The organism is Cohnella sp. OV330 (genome assembly GCF_900112065.1).
Lineage (GTDB): Bacteria > Bacillota > Bacilli > Paenibacillales > Paenibacillaceae > Cohnella.
This window is the reverse complement of record NZ_FOKE01000013.1, coordinates 96,763-117,369: the sequence shown is the minus strand read 5'-3', so window position 1 is coordinate 117,369 and position 20,607 is coordinate 96,763. Positions and strand designations below refer to the sequence as shown.

Here is a 20,607-nt window from a genome sequence, read left to right as displayed (position 1 = left end):
GGTTTTTTGCCTTCTGGTTTTGGCCCCGAAATTTATAATTAGAGTATGAGGTATACGCTTACATTCGCGTACGCGACCTAGATTGGAGTGATCGAGATGACAAAGTTCCGGGAAAACAACCATTTGGTCGGATATTTGTTCACCGCCCCGTTTATAATCGGCTTCCTGATCTTCACGATGTTCCCGATGCTCGCATCGCTGTATTATTCGTTCACCGACTACAACCTGTTCGAGGCGCCGAACTGGGTCGGGTTCGACAACTATAAGACGATGTTCACCGGCGACGACCAATACTGGAAATCGGTGCGTGTCACGTTCACGTACGTAGTCGCGAGCGTGCCGCTGCGGCTGGCGTTCGCGCTGGCGGTGGCGATGCTGCTGAACAAGGCGATCGGCGGCATCGGCCTGTACCGCTCCGCTTATTATTTGCCCTCGCTGATCGGCGGCAGCGTCGCCGTATCGATCATGTGGACGCAAGTGTTCGGCGACAAAGGGCTGCTCAACTCGTTCCTGAACCTGTTCGGCGCCAACGTGACCACCTCCTGGATCGGCTCGCCGGGCACCGCGATCTGGACGCTGATCGCTCTGTCGGTCTGGCAGTTCGGCTCCTCGATGCTCATCTTCTTGGCCGGCCTCAAGAGCATCCCGGCTTCGCTGCACGAGGCGGCGAACGTGGACGGCGCCGGCGCCGTGCGCCGCTTCTTCAAGATCACGCTGCCGATGCTGAGCCCGATCATCCTGTTCAACCTGATCATGCAGACGATCTCCGCGTTCATGACCTTCACGCCGGCCTACGTCATCTCCCGCGGCGAAGGCGGCCCGCTCGACAGTACCTTGCTCTACTCGCTGTACCTTTACAAACGCGCTTTCCAATTTACCCAAATGGGTTACGCCTCCGCTATGGCCTGGGTCATGCTGCTGACGGTCGGCGTCATCGCGCTGATCCTGTTCCAGACGTCCAAGTACTGGGTCCACTACGAGTCGAAGGGAGAGAGCTAAGATGGCGATCCCGGCAAAAGCGATGCTGACGACCAGTCCCGCGCAAACGAGGCTGAAGGCGAATCCGAGAAAGAGATGGAAACCGATTCTGTTCCACCTCGTCGTCGGTCTCCTGGCGCTCGTCATGATCTACCCGATTCTGTGGATGATCTCCAGTTCCCTGAAGCCTAACGGCGAGATTTTCTCGCAGGCGTACAACCTGATCCCGAGCCGGATCGCATGGGAAAACTACAGCAGCGGCTGGGCCGGCTTCGCGGGCAATACGTTCACGACGTTCTTTAAAAACTCGCTTATCATCGTGGTCATCTCGACGATCGGCGCGGTCGCGTCCTCGGCGGTCGTCGCCTATGGCTTCGCGCGCATCCCGTTCGCGGGCAAAGGCTTCTGGTTCGCCTGCATGATGATGACGATGATGCTCCCGCACGACGTCACGATGATTCCGCAGTACGTCATGTTCTCCAAGATCGGCTGGCTGTCGTCGTTCAAGCCGGTTATCGTGCCGCAGTTTTTCGCCGTACCGTTCTTCGTCTTTCTGATCATGCAGTTCATCCGCACCATCCCGCACGGTCTCGACGAGGCGGCCAAGATGGACGGCTGCAGCAAATACGGCATCTTTTTCCGCATCGTCCTGCCGCTCATCGTGCCATCGATCGTCACCGCCGCGATTTTCTCCTTCTACTGGAGATGGGACGACTTCATCAACCCGCTGCTGTACCTAAATAATCCGAAGCTGTATCCGGTGTCGCTGGCGCTCAAGATGTTCCTCGACGGCGATTCGGTCAACAACTGGGGCGGCATGTTCGCGATGGCCACGCTGTCGCTCGTCCCGATCTTCGTCATCTTCTTCGTCTTCCAACGCTATATCGTGGAAGGCATCAGCACCAGCGGTCTCAAATAATGATCGGCGCAAAGGGGGACGTAGACATGCCAGCATTGCAATTCGACGAGGCGGAAGTACGCGCGGCCATCGGTAGCGTGGTCGACCGCACGTTCCGCATGGACTTCAACTGGGACTGGCCGGCGGGCGTCGCCTTCTATGGCGTATGCGAAGCTTACGAGGCGACAGGGAACAAGGCGTATCTGGAAAAGTTAAAGGCGTGGGTCGACGAACAGCTGGAGGACGGCATTCCGAAGCTGACGGTCAACGCGGTCTCGGTGGGGCACTCGCTGCTGACGCTGCACAAGGCGACGGGCGAGCAGCTATACCTGGACAAGGCGACGGAGATGGCGGAGTTCCTGACGCACGAAGCGGTGCGCTTCGGGGACGGCATCTTCCAGCATACCGTCAACTCGCACACCTACGACTTTCCGGAGCAGGCATGGGTGGACACAATGTTCATGGCGGGCTACTTCCTGCTGCGGGTCGGCCATCTGCTCGGGCGGCAGGACTACATCATGGACGGCATTCGCCAGTACCACGGCCACGAGAACTGCCTGCAGGATCCGAAGACGAACCTGTACTACCACGGCTGGGACAACATCGGCGGCAATCATATGTCCGGCGTCTTCTGGGCGCGGGGAAATGCGTGGGCGGCGCTGACGATGGCGCGCGCGCTCGAGCTCGTCGACGTGCACCATGCGTCGTTCATGATCATCGAGGGCTCGCTGCGCGACCAGCTGAGCGCGCTCGTGCGGCTGCAGGACGAGGAGACGGGACTGTGGCACACCGTGCTGGACGATCCGTCGTCGTACTTCGAGACGTCGGGCTCGGCCGGCATCGCCGCGGCGCTGCTGTCGCGCGGACGCTTGTACAACAAGTACGCGAACCGTTCGGTGCGCGGCATCCTGGACCGCATCACCGAGGACGGCATGGTCTCGGGCGTGTCGGCCGGCACCGCCGTCATGCGCGACGTCCAGGGCTACAAGGACACGTCGGAGAAGCGCATCCAGGGCTGGGGCCAGGGGCTCGCGCTCGTGTTTCTGTCGTCGCTGCTGGCGCGGCAGGAGTGGTAAGGAGCTCGGAGACGCATCGGGGTGGCAGGGCGCTCGGAGACGCATCCGGAAGGATTAGCGTCAAGCCCGGATCGCGCGAATAGCTGCATATCTGCAGGTAAATTCCGAGCGATACGGCGAATTACCCGATATAGATGCAAATATGCAGCTTTTTGAACAGGATTGTCTTCAAAAGCCGGCTCGCCTCAGGAATACCTGCACATATGCAGGTATTGGTACAGCCACGGGCGCAGCCCGATAAATGGATGCATATCTGCAGGTATTCCACGCGCGTCACGGCGTAGTGGAAAAGGCCTTTGCGGCTCGCAGTTTCCGGAAAATCCGGCGTGCGAACCGCAAAGGCCTTTTTGCATGTATCAGGTCTTCGTCAGGCCGCCGCCCCGCGCACCGCCGCGCGCTGCTTCGCGATGCGAAGCGCCATCAGCGCCGCGATCAGGCAGACGAAGCCCGCCGCGAAAAACGGCACCTGGTAGCTGCCGAGCCACTCACGGACGGTGCCGGCCGCATAGGCGGCGACGGAGGCGCCGAGCTGGTGGGTGACGACGACCCACCCGAAGATCATGCCTGCCCGCTCCTTGCCGAAGGCGTCCTGCGAGAGCTTGACGGTCGGCGGGACCGTCGCGATCCAGTCGAGCCCGTAGAACACGGTGAACAGCGTGAGCTGCGGCTGACCCGCGCCCAGGGCGTAGGGCAGGAAGAGCAAGGACAAGCCGCGCAGGCCGTAATACCAGAACAACAGCTTGCGGCTGTCGAAGCGGTCGGAGAGCCAGCCGGAGAGCGTCGTGCCGACGAGGTCGAACAGGCCCATCAGGGCGAGCATGCTCGCCGCCGTCACTTCGGGGATGCCGAAGTCGCCGCAGGCGGGGATCAGATGGGCGCCGATCAGGCCGTTCGTCGAGAAGCCGCAAAAGAAAAACGTGCCGCTGAGCAGCCAGAACGTCTTCGTGCGCGCGCCTTCCCGCAGCGCCGCGAGCGGCGCGAGGAACAGGTTGCCGCGAAACGGCGCGGGCTTCGCGATCCGCGTCTCGCCGTACGGCGCGGCGCCTACGTCGTAGGGGTGATTGCGCATCCAGACCGCGACGGCGGCGAGCACGACGAGCGTCGCGCCGACGGCGGCATAGACGGCATTCCGCCAGCCGGCTTCCTCCGTGATGCGGGCGAGCAGCGGCAGGAACAGCAGCTGGCCGGTCGCCGCGCTGGCCGTCAGGATGCCGACGACGAGGCCGCGGCGCTCCGCGAACCATTGGCCTGCGACCGTGACGCCGAGCACGTTGGCCATCATGCCGGTGGCGAGTCCCGACACGACGCCCCACAGCAGCTCGAACTGCCACAGCGCCGTCATGTACGGCGTGGCCAGCAGGCCGGCTGCGAGCACGGCCAGCGAGAGCGCGGTCATGCGGCGGATGCCGAAGCGCAGGAGCAGCGCCGCGGAGAACGGGCCCATCAGGCCGTACAGCAGGATGCCGACGGAGATGACGCTCGAGATGCCGCTGCGGCTCCAGCCGTACTCTTGCTCGAAAGGCAGCATGAAGATACTGGGCATCGAGCGCACGCCGGCGGACACGATCAACGTGGCGAAGGTGAGGGCGAGCACGATCCAGCCGTAGTGGAATCTCCGGAGACGCGCGGATGCTGCGCCGCTCGCCATACCTTCTTCCGCTACAGCCGCATCCTTCTTGTCAGGCGTCGCGTTCATCGGCGGCAACCCCCTTCTCCAGCCGGGTGCCGGCCGTCAAGATGCCGTCGGACAGCGCATCGGCGGCCGCATCGCCCAGAATTTCCTTGTATCTGGCCTTCAATCGCTTCGAAGCCAGCCGGATCTCGCCTTCCAGCGCCTCGCCTTTGGGCGTCGGATAGAGCAGCACCGTCTTGCCCTGCACGCTGCGGCGGACGAGCTGCTTGGTCTCGAGCTTGTCGATGAACCGCGTCAGGGTGGACGGCGCGATGCTCAGCTTTTCCGCCAGCTCCTTCTGCGTGACGCCCGGCCTGCCGTTGACGATCCGGATGGCGTAGCCGTACATGGGCGTCAAGCCGGTCGGCGCGAACTCCTCCTCGGCGATCCGCGTGATGGCGCGGCCGAGCCGGTTCGCCGTGAAGAAAAGGCAGCTCTGCAAAAAGCCTTCGTCGGGCAAAGCGTTCGTCATCGTGTATCCCACCATTCATTTGTATGTACAACAAAAATAAATCACATCGGTCCGTTTGTCAACGGTCGGATGCGACGGCGTCCGCTTGAGCGGCGGAAACAAAGATTAGGCTATGCTATAATGAGTTGTTCGAACGACTTAGGGGTTCCCTTTGAGCGTGGAGGAAGACACCTGCCGTACGGCAGGGCTGTCCCAGAAGGATTCGTTGACGAGGTGCCACGTGCCGGCGAGCGCGAGTGCGCCGAAGAGGCCGATGAGCAGCATTTTTTTGAGGGTTCGGTACATAGAGGGTTCTCCTTTGAACGGTTTCGCTTTCCATTATCGGCGATGCGGGCCGGTCATTTCTGTAACCGCGCATACAAAACCGACCGCTTTTGACGATCAGGGCAACGCTAAGCAAATAAAATTTACGATTAATGGGGGCAGACCGATGGTATCCGATGAAGTCATCTTGACCGCGGAAGGATTAGCGCAGCTGGAGCAGGAGCTGGAGGAACTGAAGACGGTGAAGCGCAGGGAGCTGGCGTCCCGGATCAAGACGGCGATCAGCTACGGCGACTTGAAAGAAAACAGCGAGTACCACTCCGCCAAGGAAGAGCAAGCCTTCATGGAGACGCGGATCCTGACGATCGACCGCATGCTGAAGAAGGCGCGCGTCGTCAAGAGCGCGGGGGCGGATTCTGTATCCATCGGCTCGACCGTCGTGCTCAAGGACAAGGAGTTCGACGAGATTATCGAATACCGGATCGTTGGGCCCGCGGAAGCCGATGTCCTAGCCTCCAAGATCTCTTACGAGAGCCCGCTCGGCAAGGCGCTGATGGGCAAGTCCGTAGGCGACGCGGTCAGCGTCGAGGCGCCCGTAGGCATGATCCAGTACGAGCTGCTGGAGATCAAGGTTTAAGGGCGCTGCCGGCGCGAATGCCGCCGGTTTTCGTGCTTTTCGCGGACGCTTCGGTACGGCAGGTGGTATGCGAGGCGGATTTCTGGATAAATAATGAGCAGTACCGGAAATCCGATAGCGAGGAGTGACGGCGATGAGCTGGTCATTGGAGCAAGCATACGCCTACGTGAACAAAATCAAGGAGCGCGCGGCGGAGGACGAGGCTTTCAAGCTGCTCGCGCTGAACGATCCGGAGATGGCCTGCAGGCTGCTGACCGGCGAGTCGCTGCCGGACGGCATCCGGATGTCCGCGCGGGATCATGGCCCGGACGGCCTGGATATCGTCGTGCACGGCCTTCAAGAGACGTGGCCGACCGGGGAGCTGGGCTCCGACGAAGCGACTTTGGATTAATGCGGCGGGCGGAATGCCCGAACGGCTTCGCCTTTCTTCGGAGAGGCGAAGCTTTTATTTTCAGTCGTCGGGACAGGATAACGGGAGAGGATGGGAAAAGCGATGGCGGGCGTATACATACGCAGGCTGAAGAAGGGAGACGCGGCGGCGCTGCTGGATCTGCGACGGCGCAACCGCGCGTTCTTCGAGCCGTTCGAGCCGGTTCGCGCCGAGCGGGAGTTCACGGAGGCCGGCATTCGCGACATGCTCGACCAGGATGAGCTGCATTGGGAGCGCGGAAGCGGATATAGCTTCGGCATTTTCCTCCGGGACGCGGACCGGCTGGTCGGACGCGTAAATCTGAGCAATGTCGTGCGCGGCGCATGGGAGAGCTGCACGGTGGGCTACTACATGGACCAGGACGAGAACGGACGCGGACGCATGACGGAGGCGCTGGGGCAGGCGGTGAGCTTCGCGTTCGGCGAGGCGGGACTGCATCGGGTACAGGCGGCGGTCATGCCGCGCAATCTGGCATCGATTCGCGTAATTGAGAAAAACGGGTTTAAATACGAGGGGCTGGCCGAGTACTATTTGAAGATTAACGGCGTTTGGGAGCATCATCGCATTTACAGCGTGACCCGGGAGCATCTGGTCCATTCGACGTAATCCTGCAGGGAAAAGCGGGCATGACATCATCGCATAAAGGATCCGGCAAATATAAAAAGAAGCGCCCAGTACCGGTTCGCTAGAATCGGTATTTTCTATTGACAGTCTCATAGAGCGGTGCTAATCTGAATTTGCTTATGATGATACATAATGTATCAATAAGCCAAGTACAGACTCGTTTTAGGAACGACAGAAAAAAGCTTCGCAGATCGGAACGGGGACGGCCAGGCTCCGCGTTCGGCCATGCCTGACATAGGGGGGAGTCGCAATGTACGCACTAGTCGGGAGCAAACGCCAGGACCGGTCGTTCCGCCGGACCTGGGCGTATTTCTGCAGCAAATACGGATGGGCCAACGCCCCCTGCGCGATCGAAGGGATTCGATACGTACTGTTGCGCGGAGGGCGTTCGCCGTTTATTCGCCGGCGAACGATCGGGACGATCGAGTTCGTCCCGTATCGTCCTGGCAATCCTCGCAGCACGGTCGAAGGGCCGAACAAGCATCCCTTCTCGTCGGAGCCGGAGATCCGCGAATCTCCGTACCGGATCTGGGAGATCGACAAGCTGTGCATCGCGGAAGCCTACCAACGACAGGGACGCTTCGGTACTTTCCTCGAGATTTTCCACGATCATGCGGAGCGATTCGCTCCCCGCTATTATGTCGCGCTCATCGAGCGCAGGCTGTACCGCATGCTACGGATCGTCTTCGGGCTCGGCATCGAGCAGCGAGGGCCGGTCATGCAGGGGCCGACTTCCGCGTTGATTCCCGTCCTGTTCGACATCGAGCGGATCATGCGGGATAAGGCCAGGGTCGCGCGCCTGCTGGACGAGGCGAAGCGCGTGCAAGCGGGTCCGGGCGAACGGGCATTTCCCGCCGGCCGCTCCCCGGTCAATAAAAGAGTCTGACGGTCTCCGTCAGACTCTCCTGCCGCGTTCAGGCCCTTCGTCCGGGCCGCAGCAAAGACAACGCCTCTTCGTAGCGCGCATAGCTGACGCCGCTCCCGAAGCCGCTGTCGAACGCCCAGTTCGCCAGGCTCTCGGCCTGCGTCGCTTGCAGGTCCGTAAAGCCGAACCGCGTCTTCATGTCGGCCAAGTATTTGCGTTTGACTTCCTCGAAAAACCGCTCGTTTTCCTGCCGCTGATCATTCGCATCTCCCATGACGCCGCTCAGCCTCCCTTTTAAGGTCAGTATGGACCGATCCCGCCAGGAATAGACGCCAATGCGGCCGGTTGTATTCGCGTCCCGGCATTGTATACTGTTAACACGGCCAATTCGAGGGAGGACGGGAAATGAACATCACGGCATATACGGTCGAGCAAGTAAAGGATCCCTTCGGCATCCTGAGCGGACGGCGATACGAATTCAAGCTGGAGGTCGAGGTGGACGAAGAGGACGAGCTCTATTCGGAGCACGGCGTTTACGCGCGCGTCGTCTACAAGGACGAGGGCGAGACCTCGGGCATCTTGACGTGCGATTGGACGGAAAAGACGACGAACCGCTATCTGCCGCTGGATGCGGAGCCGGAAGAGCTCGCCGAGTTGGCCGCCTTTTGCGCGGCGCACCTGCCGGAAGACGAATAGACCGTTCGCACGGCAAGCAGGCAAGGCCAAGCGTCCCTGACGGCGAAGGGGCGTTCGGCCTTGCCTGCTTTTTTACTGCGCCATGCTGCGGGTCTTGACTCAAAACTTCGGGATAATATAGCGGGCCAGGAAATACAGAACGCCGAAGATGATGAGGACGTAAGCAGTATACTTGATGAAGGTCGAGGCGACGAGGCTGGAATCGTACTTTCTCTCTACGTTGTGTTGCTCGTACTCGACGTTGCGCTGTTCGATGGACATGGTCGAACCCTCCTAGTCTAATATTAAAAACTCGGGAGCACGTATTGGGTGAGGAAATAAAACAAACCAAGCAGAATGGCGAAGTAAGCGGAATACTCGATGAACGAGACGGCGACTGGCTCGCCGTCGCGCGGACGCTCGTAGTCCTCCTCCAGCAACTCCGATTGACCCAGATATCGCTCGGGCATCGACATCTCTGCACCCTCCTTCCGGCTCATGCGCCGCTTGATATCCTCCATTACCCGCGGTCCGTTCCGGCCAATCAACCTGGGGCGCTCGTCGCAGACGGTATCATTTTTGTTCTCTTTAAGTACGGCGCCGAAAAGATTAAACTGGAAAGAGCGTCCATAAAATCAAATGGGCGACAGGAGGAAAGCCCGATGAGACATGCGGAGCTCTTAGGCAAAAGGGTCAAGCACGACATCGTCCATAACGGGTTGGTGCTCGTGCCGGCAGGGGTTGCCCTTGAGAAGGCGCATATCGAATTACTGGAGAACTACCGGGTGGATCCCGATGAGATTCGAATGGCCGAGCAGGAGAGCGGAGCGCAGGACTCGGAGTCCGCCGCGATGATGTCGCAGGCCGTGCAGTTCACGAAGGAGATGTTCGAGCGGGTCCGGGAGGTCGGCCATCTCGATCCGGACGAGATCGAGCACACGCTGACGCCGATGGTCATGCAGATCTCGGAGAACAAGGATATGTTCAGCCTGTTCCATACGGTCAAAGCGAAGGATGAATATACGCATCAGCACAACATCGGCGTCAGCGTGCTTTCCACGCTGATCGGGCGCTGGCTGGGGTGGGGGGACGACGAAGTCTCCCTGCTGTCGCTCGCCGCGTCGCTGCACGACGTGGGGAAGGTCAGGATCCCGGATGGAATTCTGCTCAAGCCGGGCAGGCTGACGGCGGACGAGTACGCGGAGATGAAGCTGCATGCCGTATACGGTTATGAGATTTTGAAAGCGAATCCGAAAATCAATCCGCGCGTGGCGCTGGTCGCGCTGCAGCACCACGAACGCAACGACGGACGCGGCTATCCGTACGGCATCCGCAACAGCGAGATGGACGCGATGAGCCGGGTAGTGGCGGTCGCCGATATTTTCCACGCGATGTCTTCCAGGCGTCCTTATCACGAGCCGATGCCCTTCTACAGAGTCGTCAGCGAGATGCGCAACGGCTCGTTCGGGGAGCTGGATCCGCATATCGTCGGCATATTCCTCGAGCAGATCATCCGGCACTTGCTGGGTCGCCAGGTCAAGCTGAGCGACGGACGCTGGGGAGAGGTCGTGTACCTCGACCCGCAGGAGGACATGCATCCGCTCGTGAAGGTCGGCGACGGCTTCATCGACCTCAAGCGGGAGCGGCATTTGAACATCGAGGAGATCATCATCTAAATAAAAGCCGGGCGCGTCGCGTTCACCAAGGGATCGGACCGTTGTCCCCGAACAATCCGCCGCTGGGCCCGTCGTCCGGCAGCAGCGAGAGGCGGACCGGCGTCCGCGCGCCTTCGGCAGCGAATCGGGGAGAGGCATAGCCCGTCATGGCGGTCGCGCAGTAGCCGGGATCCGCCGCATTGACCTTGATGCCGGCCTCGGCCAGGTCCTTGGCCCACATGACGGTCAACGCGTTGAGCGCCGTCTTGGACGAATTGTAGCCGAGCATCAGGAATGTCCCCAGCTCGAACGTCGGATCGCCGTGCAGCCGGAGCGAGGCGAGCGAGCTCGACATATTGACGATCCGTCCGCCGGCCGACTTGCGGAGCAAGGGAAGCATGGCCTGCGTAACGCGGACGACCCCGAACACGTTGGTCTCGTAGACTTGCCGGACAAGCTCCGCGCCGGATTCGCTCGGGCGCGACTCGGGCAGGAGCACGCCGGCGTTGTTGACGAGGATGTCCAGCCTTCCGTAGCTTCGCGCGACGTCCTCTGCCGCGGCCGTCACTTGCTCTGCATCGGTGACGTCCATCCGGACGCTTGCGGCATCGCCGCCTTCCGCGTTCAGCAGGCGGGCCGCTTCGGCTCCGCGCTCCGGGTTTCGCGCGCCGACGAGAACGCGGACGCCCGCTTGGCCGAGCTGGCGGCAGATTTCGAACCCGATGCCCTGATTGCCGCCCGTGACCAGCGCGATTTTTTTATTGTCGCTCATAAAAACGCTCTCCTCTGCGGCTTGTTATCCTCCCCTCCATTCTAATTGTCATGGTTATTCCCCCAGAAGTGAGACAAGTCACCGAATCTGTCATCATACAGCCTGACAGACGCGGTGACTTGGAGCTCCAAGCTTATTCAGATAAAGACCGACAGCAGCTTGCCGACCGCCGTCTTGGCGTCGACGTCCACGCTGACCTGGATCGGCGTGCCGACGCTCGGGCTCGGCCGCAGGTCCGCGACCGTCATGCCGGCGCAGAGCGCGCTCTCGCATTCGACGGTGACGCGCATCGTGCGGTTGGTGACGAGTCCGGGCTCTTCGGCGGCGAGCACCGTGAGCGGATCGTGCATCGGCGCCGCGTCGACGAAGTGGTTGGCCTGCCGGTAGAACTCGAAGTAGTAGGCCATCGAGGTCCGCAGGAAGTCGACGATCTCGCGATTTTCCGGCCGGCACCGGCGCTGCAGGAAGTCCAGGTGCTCCTGCGCGAGGTGCGTCTTCATCGTGACGTCGAGGCCGATCATCACGATGTCGAGTCCGGAAGCGAAGACGATATCGGCGGCCTCGGGGTCGCCCCAGATGTTCGCCTCCGCTACCGGCGTCACGTTGCCGGCGACCTGTACGGCGCCGCCCATCACGTAGACTTGCTTGATCTTGCGCGCCAGACCGGGATCCTTGGCCAAGGCGAGCGCGACGTTCGTCAGCCGTCCGAGGGTGATCAGGACGAGCTCGCCGTCCAGCTCGTCGGCCTTGCGGACGATGAAGTCTTCGGCGCGCTCCGCGAGCGCCCGCTGCTCGGCGGGCGGAAGCTCGGCGTCGCCGATGCCGTTGTGCCCGTGCACGTGCGCGGAGAAGCCGGTCGGCGGCCGCTTCAGCGGACGGTCGGCGCCGATCGCGACGGGCACTTCATAAGCGGGCCCGGCCAGCTTAATGATGCGCAGCGTATTCTCCGTCGCTTGCTGCACGTCCACGTTGCCGAAGACGGTCGTGATGCCCTCGACGCGGAGCGCGGGGGACTTGAGCGCGTATAAAATGGCGAGCGCATCGTCGATGCCGGTGTCGGCGTCGATGATGACTTTGCGGACTTGGGTCAAGGGGTTAGGCTCCTTTGTTCATCGGATGTTCCGCGGGAATGGCCGCGCGTCTTCGAATTATAACACGCGGGTTGCCCGGGAAGCATGCGAGAGGCGCGCGGATCGCTCCGCGCGCCTTCGGTTGCCGGTATTAGCTGAGCGAGCCGAGCGCTTCCCGCGTGAACGCCCGGAGCTCTTCGGCACGGCCCTCGCGAATCTTGCTCGCCCACGACGGATCGTTCAGCAGCGCGCGGCCGACGGCGACGAGATCGAACTCTCCGCGTTCCAGGCGCTCGACGAGCGCATCCAGGCCCACGTTATCCGCGCCTTTGCCTTCGGCGAAGAGACTCGTGAACTCGGAGTCGAGGCCGACGGACCCGACCGTGATGGTCGGCTTGCCGGTCAGTTTCTTCGTCCAGCCCGCCAGGTTCAGGTCCGATCCCTCGAATTCAGGCTCCCAGAAGCGGCGCGTGGAGCAGTGGAAGATATCGACGCCCGCCGCGGACAGCGGAGCGAGGAACCGCTCCAGCGCTTCCGGCGTAGGCGCGAGCTTGGCGTTGTAGTCCACCGGCTTCCACTGGGAGAAGCGGAAGATGATCGGGAAGTCGGGACCGACGGCGGCGCGGACCGCTTCGATGACCTCGACCGCGAACCGCGTGCGGCCGACCAGATCGCCGCCGTATTCGTCGTCCCGCTTGTTCGTGTTTTCCCAGAAAAATTGATCGATCAAGTAACCGTGCGCGCCGTGGATCTCCACGCCGTCGAAGCCGATCCGCTTGGCGTCGGCCGCCGCCTGCGCATATCCCGCGACGAGACCGCGGATCTCTTCCTTAGTCAACGGTTCGGACACTTGCTCGCCCGTCAGGCCAAGGCCGGAAGGTCCGATCGGCGCGGCGTCCGATTCGGGGAACTTGTCGCGCTGGCGCGCCGTGCCCACGTGCCAGATCTGCGGGGCGATCTTGCCGCCTGCCTCGTGGACCTCGCGGACGACGCGCGCCCAGCCTTCAAGCGCCGCTTCGCCGTAGAAGTGAGGGACGTCGCGGTCGGCAGCGGCGGCGGGGTGATTGATCACCGTGCCTTCCGTGATGATCAGGCCGACGTTGTTTTCCGCCCTGCGGCGGTAGTAGCCGGCCACGTTAGGACCGGGCACGCCGTTCGGCGAGAAGCCGCGGGTCATCGGCGCCATGACGATCCGGCTGTCGAGCTTCAGTTTTCCTTGGGCGAACGGTTCAAACAACGATGTTGCGGTTTGGGATGCGCTCATGCGTTTCTCTCCTTGGGGCAGTTGCCCTTATTTTTATATATCTATAAATATGAATATATAGATAAGCGCGGGCGAGCGCAAGCGACAGATTTACAGCGAGTCCGTCTTCGCCTGCATCTGCGCCGACAATTCGTTCAGAAACGACGCGATTCCTTGCTCGTTCCGCCTATAGTATGTCCATTGTCCGCACCGGCGCGATTCGAGCAATCCGGCTTTTTGCATAGAGGCCAGGTAGGAAGAAATGACCGACTGCGTCAGCCCGGCCTTTTCCTGAATGCTGCCCACGCAGACGCCGCCGGGAAACGCCGTTTGCACCTCGGCAGGCTGGGGATTGAACTGCTTCTCGGGCTCCCGCAGCCAGCACAGGATGTTGAGACGCGTCTCGTTGGACAGCGCCTTCAGCACCGCGAGCTTGTCGTCCTGGGCCATGGGGACACCTCCTTGGGATTGGTGATCTTAAGTATAGCAAAGTCCGCGTGGTACGAAAACGAAGCGCTGCCGGCGTTCGATCCGACTTGCTAGGCGTACCTGCTTAATCCGTCGCGAACGCGGGTAAAGAGTTCCGGTTAACCGTCGCTACATAGGAAACGCTGGTGAATACGACCATTACCGAGGAGGATGCGCGCGCATGGCGAAGAAGAAAGACGGAAGGCCGGAGAAAACAGTCAAGGACGAGCAGCTGGGGCAGTACACGGTGGACGCTACCGGGCAGAAGCTGACCACGAATCAGGGCCTGCGCATGGCCGAGGACGAGTTTTCCCTCAAGGCGGGCGAACGAGGGCCGACGCTGCTGGAGGACTTTCATTTTCGCGAGAAAATGACGCACTTCGACCACGAGCGCATCCCGGAGCGGGTCGTGCATGCCAGAGGCTTCGGCGCGCACGGCTACTTTCAAGTGTACGAGCCGCAGGCGGACATCACGAAGGCCGGCTTTTTGCAGGATCCGTCGGTCAAGACGCCGGTGTTCGTCCGCTTCTCCACCGTCGCCGGCTCCCGCGGGTCGGCCGACACGGTGCGGGACGTGCGGGGCTTCGCCGTTAAATTTTATACCGAGGAAGGCAACTACGATCTCGTCGGCAACAACATCCCGGTGTTCTTCATCCAGGATGCGATCAAGTTCCCCGACTTCGTCCACGCGGTGAAGCCGGAGCCGCATAATGAGGTGCCCCAGGCGCAGTCGGCGCACGACACGTTCTGGGATTTCGTCACGACGAACACCGAGGCCGCGCATATGGTCATGTGGGCGATGAGCGATCGCGCCCTGCCGCGCAGCTACCGCATGATGGAAGGCTTCGGCGTCAACACGTTCCGCCTCGTCAACGCGGATGGCGTAGCGCGCTTCGTGAAGTTTCATTGGAAGCCGGTGCTCGGCGTGCACTCGACCGTCTGGGACGAGACGCAGAAGATCGCGGGCAAGGACCCGGACTTCCACCGCCGCGACCTGTGGGACGCGATCGAGCAGGGCAACTTCCCGGAATGGGAGCTCGGCGTCCAGCTGATCGAAGAGGACGAGGAATTTAACTTCGACTTCGATATCCTCGATCCGACCAAGCTGTGGCCGGAGGAGCTCGTGCCGGTGCGGCTGATCGGAAAAATGACGCTGAACCGCAATACGGACAACTTTTTCGCGGAAACGGAACAGGTTGCGTTCCACCCGGGCCACGTCGTGCCGGGTATCGACTTCTCGAACGACCCGCTGCTGCAGGGGCGCCTCTTCTCCTATACCGATACGCAGCTCAAGCGCGTTGGCGGACCGAACTTCCACGAGCTGCCGATCAACCGTCCCGTAGCGCCGGTCCACAACAACCAGCGCGACGGCATGGCGCGGATGACGATCAATCCGGGGCAGGTCGCCTACCATAAGAACGGCATCGCGGGAAATACGCCCGCGCCGGCGCCTGAGTCGGAGGGCGGCTACAAGCATTACGAGGAAAAGGTGGAGGGGCGCAAGGTCCGCGCCCGCAGCGACAGCTTCAAGGATCACTTCGGCCAGGCGGCGATGTTCTATCAGAGCCTGTCGGAGGTGGAGCAGCTGCACATCGTCAAGGCGTTCCAGTTCGAGCTGAGCAAGGTGATGAACAAGGACGTGCGCCAGCGGACGGTCGACGTGTTCGCGCAGGTCGACCCGGGGCTCGCGACGCAGCTCGCCGACGCGATCGGGGCGCTGCCGCCGGCGGATACGACGCAGCCGGCAGTGACGATGAAGTCGCCTGCGCTCAGCATCATGAACAAGGCCAAGTCAGCCAAGACGCGCAAGGTGGCCGTGCTGACGGCCAAAACGTTCGCGGAAGCCGAGCTGAAGGAGGTGCTCGCGCCGCTCGCAGTGGCGGGCGTCACGGCGGAGCTCGTGAGCACGAAGCTCGGTTTCCTGCCGACGGACGCCGACGGGCAGGTCGAGGTCATGCACCACCTGGAGTCGGCGGACTCCGTCCTGTTCGACGCCGTCTATGTCGCGGGCGGCCGCGAGAGCGTCGACGCGCTGCTGGCGCAGCCGCTGGCGGTGGACTTCGTCCGCCAGGCGTACCGCCACTACAAGCCGATCGCCGCGATCGGCGAAGGCGCGGACCTGCTCACCGCGGCGGGCGTCGGCGCGCCGACGCCGGCAGGCGCCAAGGCGACGGGCTCGGTGAACCAGCCGGCCTGGAACGAGCCCGGCGTCGTCGTCGCGGGCGCGCCGGACGCCGCCTTCGCCAAATCTTTCGTCGAGGCGATCGCGGCGCACCGGCATTGGACGCGGAAGGTACAATAGCGCTCAAATCGCGAAGAAGCAGAAGAAGCAGCCTCGGCAGGGGCTGCTTCTTTTTTTGTGGCCGCTCCGCGGACAGAGAATCCGCTAATCTCGCATTTTGCTGCCAAAACCGGCCTGTTGCGGACAGGAGGTACGCTAATTACTTTTAACGCCCCTGATCCCCCCACTTTGGCGCGAATAACGGAACCTGAGTCCGGAACGCCCGCTCAGAAGCTGGTTACTCTGAAATAGGGGATCCTGAGTCCGCTTTTCCGCCATCGTAACACCATTGCCCCACGCTCTACGATAACCGGCTTTTTTGACAGGCGCCCCAACATCGAAAGGCTTGGATCGTCCGCTTAAGTTAAATATCGCCTCCTTACCAACAACCTCTAACGGTTGTAAGCTTTTTACAGGTCGGCGTCATCAAACTTGAAAGCCTTTACGCACAGCCGAACTGCCGATCGCGAGGGAGGTGGGACGAAACGGGTTGTTGCAAGCGGAATGGGCGACGCGAGAGGTTCTGCATGGCAAGGCGTCAAAGCGCCGAGTCACCAAGGAGACAAGGCATCCCGACGGCAAAGCGAGCTTCACGATACGTACGCGATGCGCACAGGGCCGGCTATGTCCGGCGATTTTCATACGAACGAGGAGGCATGCATTTGATGAACGTCAACAAACGTTACCGGATGACATGGCCGCGTTACTGCGCGGCGCTGCTGGCGGCGGCATTGCTGCTCGGCCAATGGGGCTGGTCTCCGTCGATCGCCTCCGCCGCATCCGCTTTTGTTCAGACGGCGGCGTCGGGGTATAGCAGCCAGTCCGGCATTCAACTGGAGACCTCGGCCGAAGGCGGACAGAACGTCGCCTTTATCGACAACGGCGACTATATCGCTTTCGCGAACGTCGACTTCGGCAGCGGCGCGAGCACCTTTCAGTTGCGCGTTGCCAGCAACGCGAGCGGCGGCGCGATCGAAGCGAGGCTCGACGGCGTAAACGGGACCCTGATCGCCACGGCGCAAGTCCCGGGCACCGGCGGATGGCAAAACTGGACGACGGTAACGGCAAATGCGTCGGGCGCGAGCGGCGTTCACACGCTGTATTTGAAGTTTACCGGCGGCAGCGGCAATTTGTTCAACCTGCTGTGGTTCAAGTTTGCGTCGGGACTGTCGGCCTTTAACCAGATCGAGGCGGAAGCCTACAGCAGCCAGTCCGGCATTCAAACGGAACCGACATCCGATGCCGGCGGCGGCTCGAACGTGGGCTTCATCGACAATGGCGACTACCTCCTGTTCGCGGGCGTCGACTTCGGCAGCGGAGCTTCTAGCGTTCAGGCGCGCGTAGCCAGCGCGGCCGGAGGCGGTTCGATCGAATTCCGGCTGGACAGCTTGACGGGAACGCTGATCGGGACCGTCTCGGCGAGCGGCACGGGCGGTTGGCAGAATTGGACGACGGCAAGCGGGCAGGCGTCCGGGGCAACGGGCATCCACAATTTGTACGTCAAATTTACGGGCGGCGCGGGCAATCTTTTTAACCTCAACTGGTTCAAGTTCGGCACGGGTGCCCCGACGTCCGGCGGGGACGTCGTCGGCAAGCTGTTCGCCGGCTACCAAGGCTGGTTCAATGCGCAAGGCGACGCCTCGCCGAACGGCGGGTGGGTCCACTGGTCCAAGAACAGCAGCGCGCCGGCCGCCGGCTCGAACGTGAACTTCGAGCTGTACCCGGACATTCGCGAGTATTCGAAGCTGTATCAGACGAATCTGGCGAACTTCGGCAACGGTACGCAGGCAAAGCTTTTCTCCTCCTACGACCAGGAGACGGTCAACAAGCACTTCGAATGGATGCAGACGTACAACATCGACGGCGCGGCGCTTCAACGCTTCGGGGCCGACGAGAGCGATACGCCGAACAATTGGAAGACGAACCGCGACAGCGTGGCCGTAAAAGTAAAGAACGCGGCCGAGACTTACAACCGCAAGTTTTACGTCATGTACGACATTACCGGCATGGACGCGAGCAACTGGCTGAACGCGGTCAAGCACGATTGGACGACGAACGTCGTGAACAATATGCATCTGACTACATCGAACGCCTATGCGAAGCAGAACGGCAAAGTTGTCGTCTGCATCTGGGGTATCGGATTCACCGACCGTCCGGGCACCGCTGCCGAGCACCAGAATCTGATCAACTGGTTCAAGGCGCAGAACGTTTACGTGATCGGGGGCGTGCCGACTTACTGGCGGACGGGCAACAACGATTCGAAGCCCGATTTCATGAGCGTGTACGAATCGCTCGACATGCTCTCGCCGTGGTTCGTCGGGCGCTTCGGGCGCAACGGGCTCGCCGACGTCGACAGCTACAGCGCGAACCAATACGGGCCTGACTTTACCTATACGCAGCAGCGAAATATCGCCTATCAGCCCGTCATCTGGCCCGGCTCGGCATGGTCCAACATGACTGGCGGCCCGCGCAACGAAAATCCGCGGCTGCACGGCGACTTCATGTGGCAGCAGGCCTACAGGATGAAGCAGTGGGGCATCAACACAGGCTATATCGCCATGTTCGACGAGTACGACGAAGGCACGGCCATCGCCAAGATCGCCGAGAATAGCTCGATGATCCCGACGAACCAGTACTTCCTCACGCTCGACGCAGACGGCGTCGCCTTGTCCTCGGATTTCTATCTGCGTCTGGCGGGCGATATCAACCGGATGTTCAAGGGGCAGATTCCGGTCACGGCTTCGCATCCGACCACCCATCAATAAGACTTGCGGCGGCTTTCGGGAGACGCGTCTTCCGCAGCCGCTTTTTTGCGATTCGGGCGGCAAAAAGAAGACAAGATCGGCAGACTTCGTTTTCGATCGCCTTATGGGAGCGCCCGGATGCGTGCTTTACAATGAGGGAGAAAACGCGCGGCAGGCGCGCTAAGGAGAGTGCGGCATGAACGCTAAAAATCCGATTATCACCTCGATCTTCACGGCCGACCCGTCGGCTCATGTATGGGAAGACGGCAGAATCTATATTTATGCCTCGCACGACATGGACCCGCCGAGGGGCTGCGATCTGATGGACCGCTACCACGTTTTCTCGTCGGACGATCTGGTGAATTGGGTGGACGAGGGGGAGATTCTGCGCTCGGACGACGTGTCTTGGGGAAGACCCGAAGGCGGCTTCATGTGGGCGCCCGACTGCGCCTACAGGAACGGCACCTATTACTTCTATTATCCGCATCCCAGCGGCTCCGACTGGAACGATACGTGGAAGATCGGCGTCGCGACGAGCGACAAGCCCGCAACCGGGTTCGTCGACCGCGGTTATATCGAAGGACTCGGCGGCTTCGCGATGATCGATCCGTGCGTTTTCCAGGACGACGACGGGCGAGCGTATATGTACTACGGCGGAGGCGGCGTCTGCCATGGCGGCGAGCTGAACGACGACATGATGTCCATCAAGGGCGAGATGGCCGACATGGCCGGTCTGGCGGATTTTCACGAGGCGGCATGGACGTTCAAGCGCGACGGTGTCTACTATTTAACCTACGCGGACAATCTGCACGACAAAAACCGGATGCGCTACGCGACGAGCGAGCATCCGCTCGGCCCGTGGACCTATCGGGGCATTTTCCTGGAGCCGACAGGCTGCTCGACGACGCACGGATCGGTTGTCCAGTACAAGGGACGATGGTATTTGTTTTACCACAATCAGGCGATCTCCGAGCAAGGCAACTTGCGCAGCGTATGCATCGACGAGCTGCAGTTTGACGAAGACGGAGCCATTCGCACGGTGCGGCAGACGGAAGAAGGCGTTCGGGCCGTTCAAGCCGGTTCTTCTGCCAGGGGAAATGAGCGAACCTTTTATCCGGTCGACGGCTGCGAGACGGGCGGGGATGCAGCCATCGTCCTTGCGGAGGGGGGCGCCTACGCCGTCGTCGGCATGGAAGGGACTTCGTCTTCCTGCGAGTTCCGCGGGGTCGACGGCGGCAGCGGGGGCCGGGCTACGCTCGCGGTGCATTATACGACGGGCGAGAGGCTGGCCAAGCTGAGGCTTTTCGTAAACGGCGCCGACTGCTCGCTGTTGAACGCGCTGCAGGCAGATGGCGGGCAAACTTCGCTCACCGTGCGTCTGGATCCGGGGGCGGTCAATACGGTCAAGCTTGCAGGAGGGTACGGAGAGATCCGAATCGAAGGCTTGTCGGTCGAATGGTTGAAGTAGGCGGAAAAAGGGTACGGCGGGGAGGCTAATAAAAAGAGTCCCCCTCAGGCGGAAGCGTACGACCCGCCAAAAAGGAGAACTCATAGCTTGACGATCGTCTGATTCAAGACGATCTATCGTGCAAAAGTACACGACCGAGATAGCTTGACGATCGTCTGATTCAAGACGATCTATCGTGCAAAAGTACACGACCGAGATCAGCACGCTCCAGTCGTTCCGCCTATCGTGCACAAGTGCAGGATTTTCACCGGAAACGCACCGGATCTCGCTCAAAGAGACGGGCTACCCTGCACTATTGCGCGATAGATCGCAAAA

At 61.3% G+C, this 20,607-nt stretch carries 22 protein-coding genes; 12 read left to right on the top strand and 10 right to left on the bottom strand.

Annotated features, from left to right (window positions below; all coding sequences use genetic code 11):
* The first annotated feature begins 96 nt into the window (after nt 1-96).
* The 3 genes from BM235_RS26260 to BM235_RS26250 are packed head-to-tail and all read left to right on the top strand — an operon-like array spanning nt 97 to nt 2,952.
* Nucleotides 97-999 (top strand): carbohydrate ABC transporter permease, encoded by a 903-nt coding sequence (locus tag BM235_RS26260; protein ID WP_090117212.1) that lies wholly within the window; start codon nt 97-99, stop codon nt 997-999.
* A gap of 22 nt (nt 1,000-1,021) precedes the next feature.
* Nucleotides 1,022-1,897: a carbohydrate ABC transporter permease gene (locus BM235_RS26255; protein ID WP_177244293.1), complete on the top strand. Its 876-nt coding sequence runs from the start codon at nt 1,022-1,024 to the stop codon at nt 1,895-1,897.
* Nucleotides 1,898-1,923: 26 nt separating this feature from the next.
* Nucleotides 1,924-2,952: a glycoside hydrolase family 88/105 protein gene (locus tag BM235_RS26250; RefSeq protein WP_090117326.1), complete on the top strand. Its 1,029-nt coding sequence runs from the start codon at nt 1,924-1,926 to the stop codon at nt 2,950-2,952.
* A gap of 367 nt (nt 2,953-3,319) precedes the next feature.
* Here BM235_RS26250 and BM235_RS26245 read toward each other — a convergent pair whose 3' ends face one another.
* The 3 genes from BM235_RS26245 to BM235_RS32225 form a co-directional block, all read right to left on the bottom strand.
* Nucleotides 3,320-4,600 carry an MFS transporter gene (locus BM235_RS26245; RefSeq protein WP_090117325.1) on the bottom strand — a complete coding sequence of 427 codons (1,281 nt, stop codon included), beginning with the start codon at nt 4,598-4,600 and terminating at the stop codon, nt 3,320-3,322.
* A gap of 31 nt (nt 4,601-4,631) precedes the next feature.
* Nucleotides 4,632-5,096 carry a MarR family winged helix-turn-helix transcriptional regulator gene (locus BM235_RS26240; RefSeq protein WP_255374609.1) on the bottom strand — a complete coding sequence of 155 codons (465 nt, stop codon included), beginning with the start codon at nt 5,094-5,096 and terminating at the stop codon, nt 4,632-4,634.
* A gap of 138 nt (nt 5,097-5,234) precedes the next feature.
* Nucleotides 5,235-5,381, bottom strand: a complete 147-nt coding sequence (locus BM235_RS32225; protein ID WP_158543791.1) for a hypothetical protein — start codon at nt 5,379-5,381, stop codon at nt 5,235-5,237.
* A 145-nt stretch (nt 5,382-5,526) separates the two neighbouring features.
* Between BM235_RS32225 and greA the strand changes: the two genes are divergently transcribed.
* From greA to BM235_RS26220, 4 genes are all read left to right on the top strand, one after another.
* Entirely contained in the window at nt 5,527-5,997 is a 471-nt protein-coding gene (gene greA / locus BM235_RS26235; protein WP_090117209.1) for a transcription elongation factor GreA, read from the top strand.
* Between the two features lie 133 nt (nt 5,998-6,130).
* Complete coding sequence (locus BM235_RS26230) at nt 6,131-6,388, top strand: hypothetical protein (protein ID WP_090117208.1); 258 nt, start codon at nt 6,131-6,133, stop codon at nt 6,386-6,388.
* A gap of 90 nt (nt 6,389-6,478) precedes the next feature.
* Complete coding sequence (locus tag BM235_RS26225; protein ID WP_090117207.1) at nt 6,479-7,033, top strand: GNAT family N-acetyltransferase; 555 nt, start codon at nt 6,479-6,481, stop codon at nt 7,031-7,033.
* A gap of 268 nt (nt 7,034-7,301) precedes the next feature.
* The gene (locus tag BM235_RS26220) at nt 7,302-7,937 is read left to right on the top strand and encodes a hypothetical protein (protein ID WP_090117206.1); all 636 of its coding nucleotides are present in this window, start codon (nt 7,302-7,304) and stop codon (nt 7,935-7,937) included.
* A 28-nt stretch (nt 7,938-7,965) separates the two neighbouring features.
* Here the strand turns inward: BM235_RS26220 and BM235_RS26215 are convergent, their stop codons facing one another.
* Nucleotides 7,966-8,190, bottom strand: a complete 225-nt coding sequence (locus BM235_RS26215) for a hypothetical protein (RefSeq protein ID WP_090117205.1) — start codon at nt 8,188-8,190, stop codon at nt 7,966-7,968.
* A gap of 131 nt (nt 8,191-8,321) precedes the next feature.
* On the opposite strand from BM235_RS26215, the gene BM235_RS26210 reads away from it, so the two are divergent.
* Nucleotides 8,322-8,612, top strand: coding sequence for a DUF6509 family protein (locus tag BM235_RS26210; protein ID WP_090117204.1), 291 nt, complete (start codon nt 8,322-8,324; stop codon nt 8,610-8,612).
* Nucleotides 8,613-8,711: 99 nt separating this feature from the next.
* Here BM235_RS26210 and BM235_RS32220 read toward each other — a convergent pair whose 3' ends face one another.
* Nucleotides 8,712-8,873: a hypothetical protein gene (locus BM235_RS32220; RefSeq protein ID WP_177244290.1), complete on the bottom strand. Its 162-nt coding sequence runs from the start codon at nt 8,871-8,873 to the stop codon at nt 8,712-8,714.
* Nucleotides 8,874-8,896: 23 nt separating this feature from the next.
* A complete protein-coding gene (locus BM235_RS32215; RefSeq protein ID WP_158543790.1) occupies nt 8,897-9,067 on the bottom strand; it encodes a hypothetical protein in 171 nt (56 codons plus the stop codon).
* A 186-nt stretch (nt 9,068-9,253) separates the two neighbouring features.
* Here BM235_RS32215 and BM235_RS26205 point away from each other — a divergent pair, with 186 nt between their 5' ends.
* A complete protein-coding gene (locus BM235_RS26205; RefSeq protein WP_090117203.1) occupies nt 9,254-10,267 on the top strand; it encodes an HD-GYP domain-containing protein in 1,014 nt (337 codons plus the stop codon).
* A 22-nt stretch (nt 10,268-10,289) separates the two neighbouring features.
* Here BM235_RS26205 and BM235_RS26200 read toward each other — a convergent pair whose 3' ends face one another.
* From BM235_RS26200 to BM235_RS26185, 4 genes are all read right to left on the bottom strand, one after another.
* Complete coding sequence (locus tag BM235_RS26200) at nt 10,290-11,018, bottom strand: SDR family oxidoreductase (protein WP_090117202.1); 729 nt, start codon at nt 11,016-11,018, stop codon at nt 10,290-10,292.
* A gap of 137 nt (nt 11,019-11,155) precedes the next feature.
* Entirely contained in the window at nt 11,156-12,109 is a 954-nt protein-coding gene (locus BM235_RS26195) for a nucleoside hydrolase (RefSeq protein ID WP_090117201.1), read from the bottom strand.
* A 130-nt stretch (nt 12,110-12,239) separates the two neighbouring features.
* On the bottom strand, nt 12,240-13,352 hold the full coding sequence (locus tag BM235_RS26190; protein ID WP_090117200.1) for an NADH:flavin oxidoreductase: 1,113 nt from the start codon (nt 13,350-13,352) through the stop codon (nt 12,240-12,242).
* 90 nt (nt 13,353-13,442) lie between these two features.
* Nucleotides 13,443-13,781 carry an ArsR/SmtB family transcription factor gene (locus BM235_RS26185; protein ID WP_090117199.1) on the bottom strand — a complete coding sequence of 113 codons (339 nt, stop codon included), beginning with the start codon at nt 13,779-13,781 and terminating at the stop codon, nt 13,443-13,445.
* Nucleotides 13,782-13,980: 199 nt separating this feature from the next.
* On the opposite strand from BM235_RS26185, the gene BM235_RS26180 reads away from it, so the two are divergent.
* The 3 genes from BM235_RS26180 to BM235_RS26170 all read left to right on the top strand — a co-directional run bounded on the left by BM235_RS26180 (nt 13,981) and on the right by BM235_RS26170 (nt 20,292).
* Nucleotides 13,981-16,101: a catalase gene (locus BM235_RS26180; RefSeq protein ID WP_090117198.1), complete on the top strand. Its 2,121-nt coding sequence runs from the start codon at nt 13,981-13,983 to the stop codon at nt 16,099-16,101.
* 644 nt (nt 16,102-16,745) lie between these two features.
* Nucleotides 16,746-18,845: a carbohydrate-binding protein gene (locus BM235_RS26175; protein ID WP_090117197.1), complete on the top strand. Its 2,100-nt coding sequence runs from the start codon at nt 16,746-16,748 to the stop codon at nt 18,843-18,845.
* A gap of 175 nt (nt 18,846-19,020) precedes the next feature.
* The gene (locus tag BM235_RS26170) at nt 19,021-20,292 is read left to right on the top strand and encodes a family 43 glycosylhydrolase (RefSeq protein ID WP_090117196.1); all 1,272 of its coding nucleotides are present in this window, start codon (nt 19,021-19,023) and stop codon (nt 20,290-20,292) included.
* Nucleotides 20,293-20,607 lie beyond the last annotated feature (315 nt).

Bases quoted from the DNA above. Each gene is read 5' to 3' on its own strand.
- greA (WP_090117209.1), top strand. From the start codon at position 5,527: ATGGTATCCGATGAAGTCATCTTGACCGCGGAAGGATTAGCGCAGCTG.
- BM235_RS26185 (WP_090117199.1), bottom strand. From the start codon at position 13,781: ATGGCCCAGGACGACAAGCTCGCGGTGCTGAAGGCGCTGTCCAACGAG.
- BM235_RS32225 (WP_158543791.1), bottom strand. From the start codon at position 5,381: ATGTACCGAACCCTCAAAAAAATGCTGCTCATCGGCCTCTTCGGCGCA.
- BM235_RS26210 (WP_090117204.1), top strand. From the start codon at position 8,322: ATGAACATCACGGCATATACGGTCGAGCAAGTAAAGGATCCCTTCGGC.
- BM235_RS26255 (WP_177244293.1), top strand. From the start codon at position 1,022: ATGCTGACGACCAGTCCCGCGCAAACGAGGCTGAAGGCGAATCCGAGA.
- BM235_RS26245 (WP_090117325.1), bottom strand. From the start codon at position 4,600: ATGGCGAGCGGCGCAGCATCCGCGCGTCTCCGGAGATTCCACTACGGC.
- BM235_RS26260 (WP_090117212.1), top strand. From the start codon at position 97: ATGACAAAGTTCCGGGAAAACAACCATTTGGTCGGATATTTGTTCACC.
- BM235_RS26205 (WP_090117203.1), top strand. From the start codon at position 9,254: ATGAGACATGCGGAGCTCTTAGGCAAAAGGGTCAAGCACGACATCGTC.
- BM235_RS26170 (WP_090117196.1), top strand. From the start codon at position 19,021: ATGAACGCTAAAAATCCGATTATCACCTCGATCTTCACGGCCGACCCG.
- BM235_RS26225 (WP_090117207.1), top strand. From the start codon at position 6,479: ATGGGAAAAGCGATGGCGGGCGTATACATACGCAGGCTGAAGAAGGGA.
- BM235_RS26175 (WP_090117197.1), top strand. From the start codon at position 16,746: ATGAACGTCAACAAACGTTACCGGATGACATGGCCGCGTTACTGCGCG.
- BM235_RS26240 (WP_255374609.1), bottom strand. From the start codon at position 5,096: ATGACGAACGCTTTGCCCGACGAAGGCTTTTTGCAGAGCTGCCTTTTC.
- BM235_RS26215 (WP_090117205.1), bottom strand. From the start codon at position 8,190: ATGGGAGATGCGAATGATCAGCGGCAGGAAAACGAGCGGTTTTTCGAG.
- BM235_RS26200 (WP_090117202.1), bottom strand. From the start codon at position 11,018: ATGAGCGACAATAAAAAAATCGCGCTGGTCACGGGCGGCAATCAGGGC.
- BM235_RS26230 (WP_090117208.1), top strand. From the start codon at position 6,131: ATGAGCTGGTCATTGGAGCAAGCATACGCCTACGTGAACAAAATCAAG.
- BM235_RS26220 (WP_090117206.1), top strand. From the start codon at position 7,302: ATGTACGCACTAGTCGGGAGCAAACGCCAGGACCGGTCGTTCCGCCGG.
- BM235_RS26250 (WP_090117326.1), top strand. From the start codon at position 1,924: ATGCCAGCATTGCAATTCGACGAGGCGGAAGTACGCGCGGCCATCGGT.
- BM235_RS26190 (WP_090117200.1), bottom strand. From the start codon at position 13,352: ATGAGCGCATCCCAAACCGCAACATCGTTGTTTGAACCGTTCGCCCAA.
- BM235_RS26180 (WP_090117198.1), top strand. From the start codon at position 13,981: ATGGCGAAGAAGAAAGACGGAAGGCCGGAGAAAACAGTCAAGGACGAG.
- BM235_RS32220 (WP_177244290.1), bottom strand. From the start codon at position 8,873: ATGTCCATCGAACAGCGCAACGTCGAGTACGAGCAACACAACGTAGAG.
- BM235_RS32215 (WP_158543790.1), bottom strand. From the start codon at position 9,067: ATGTCGATGCCCGAGCGATATCTGGGTCAATCGGAGTTGCTGGAGGAG.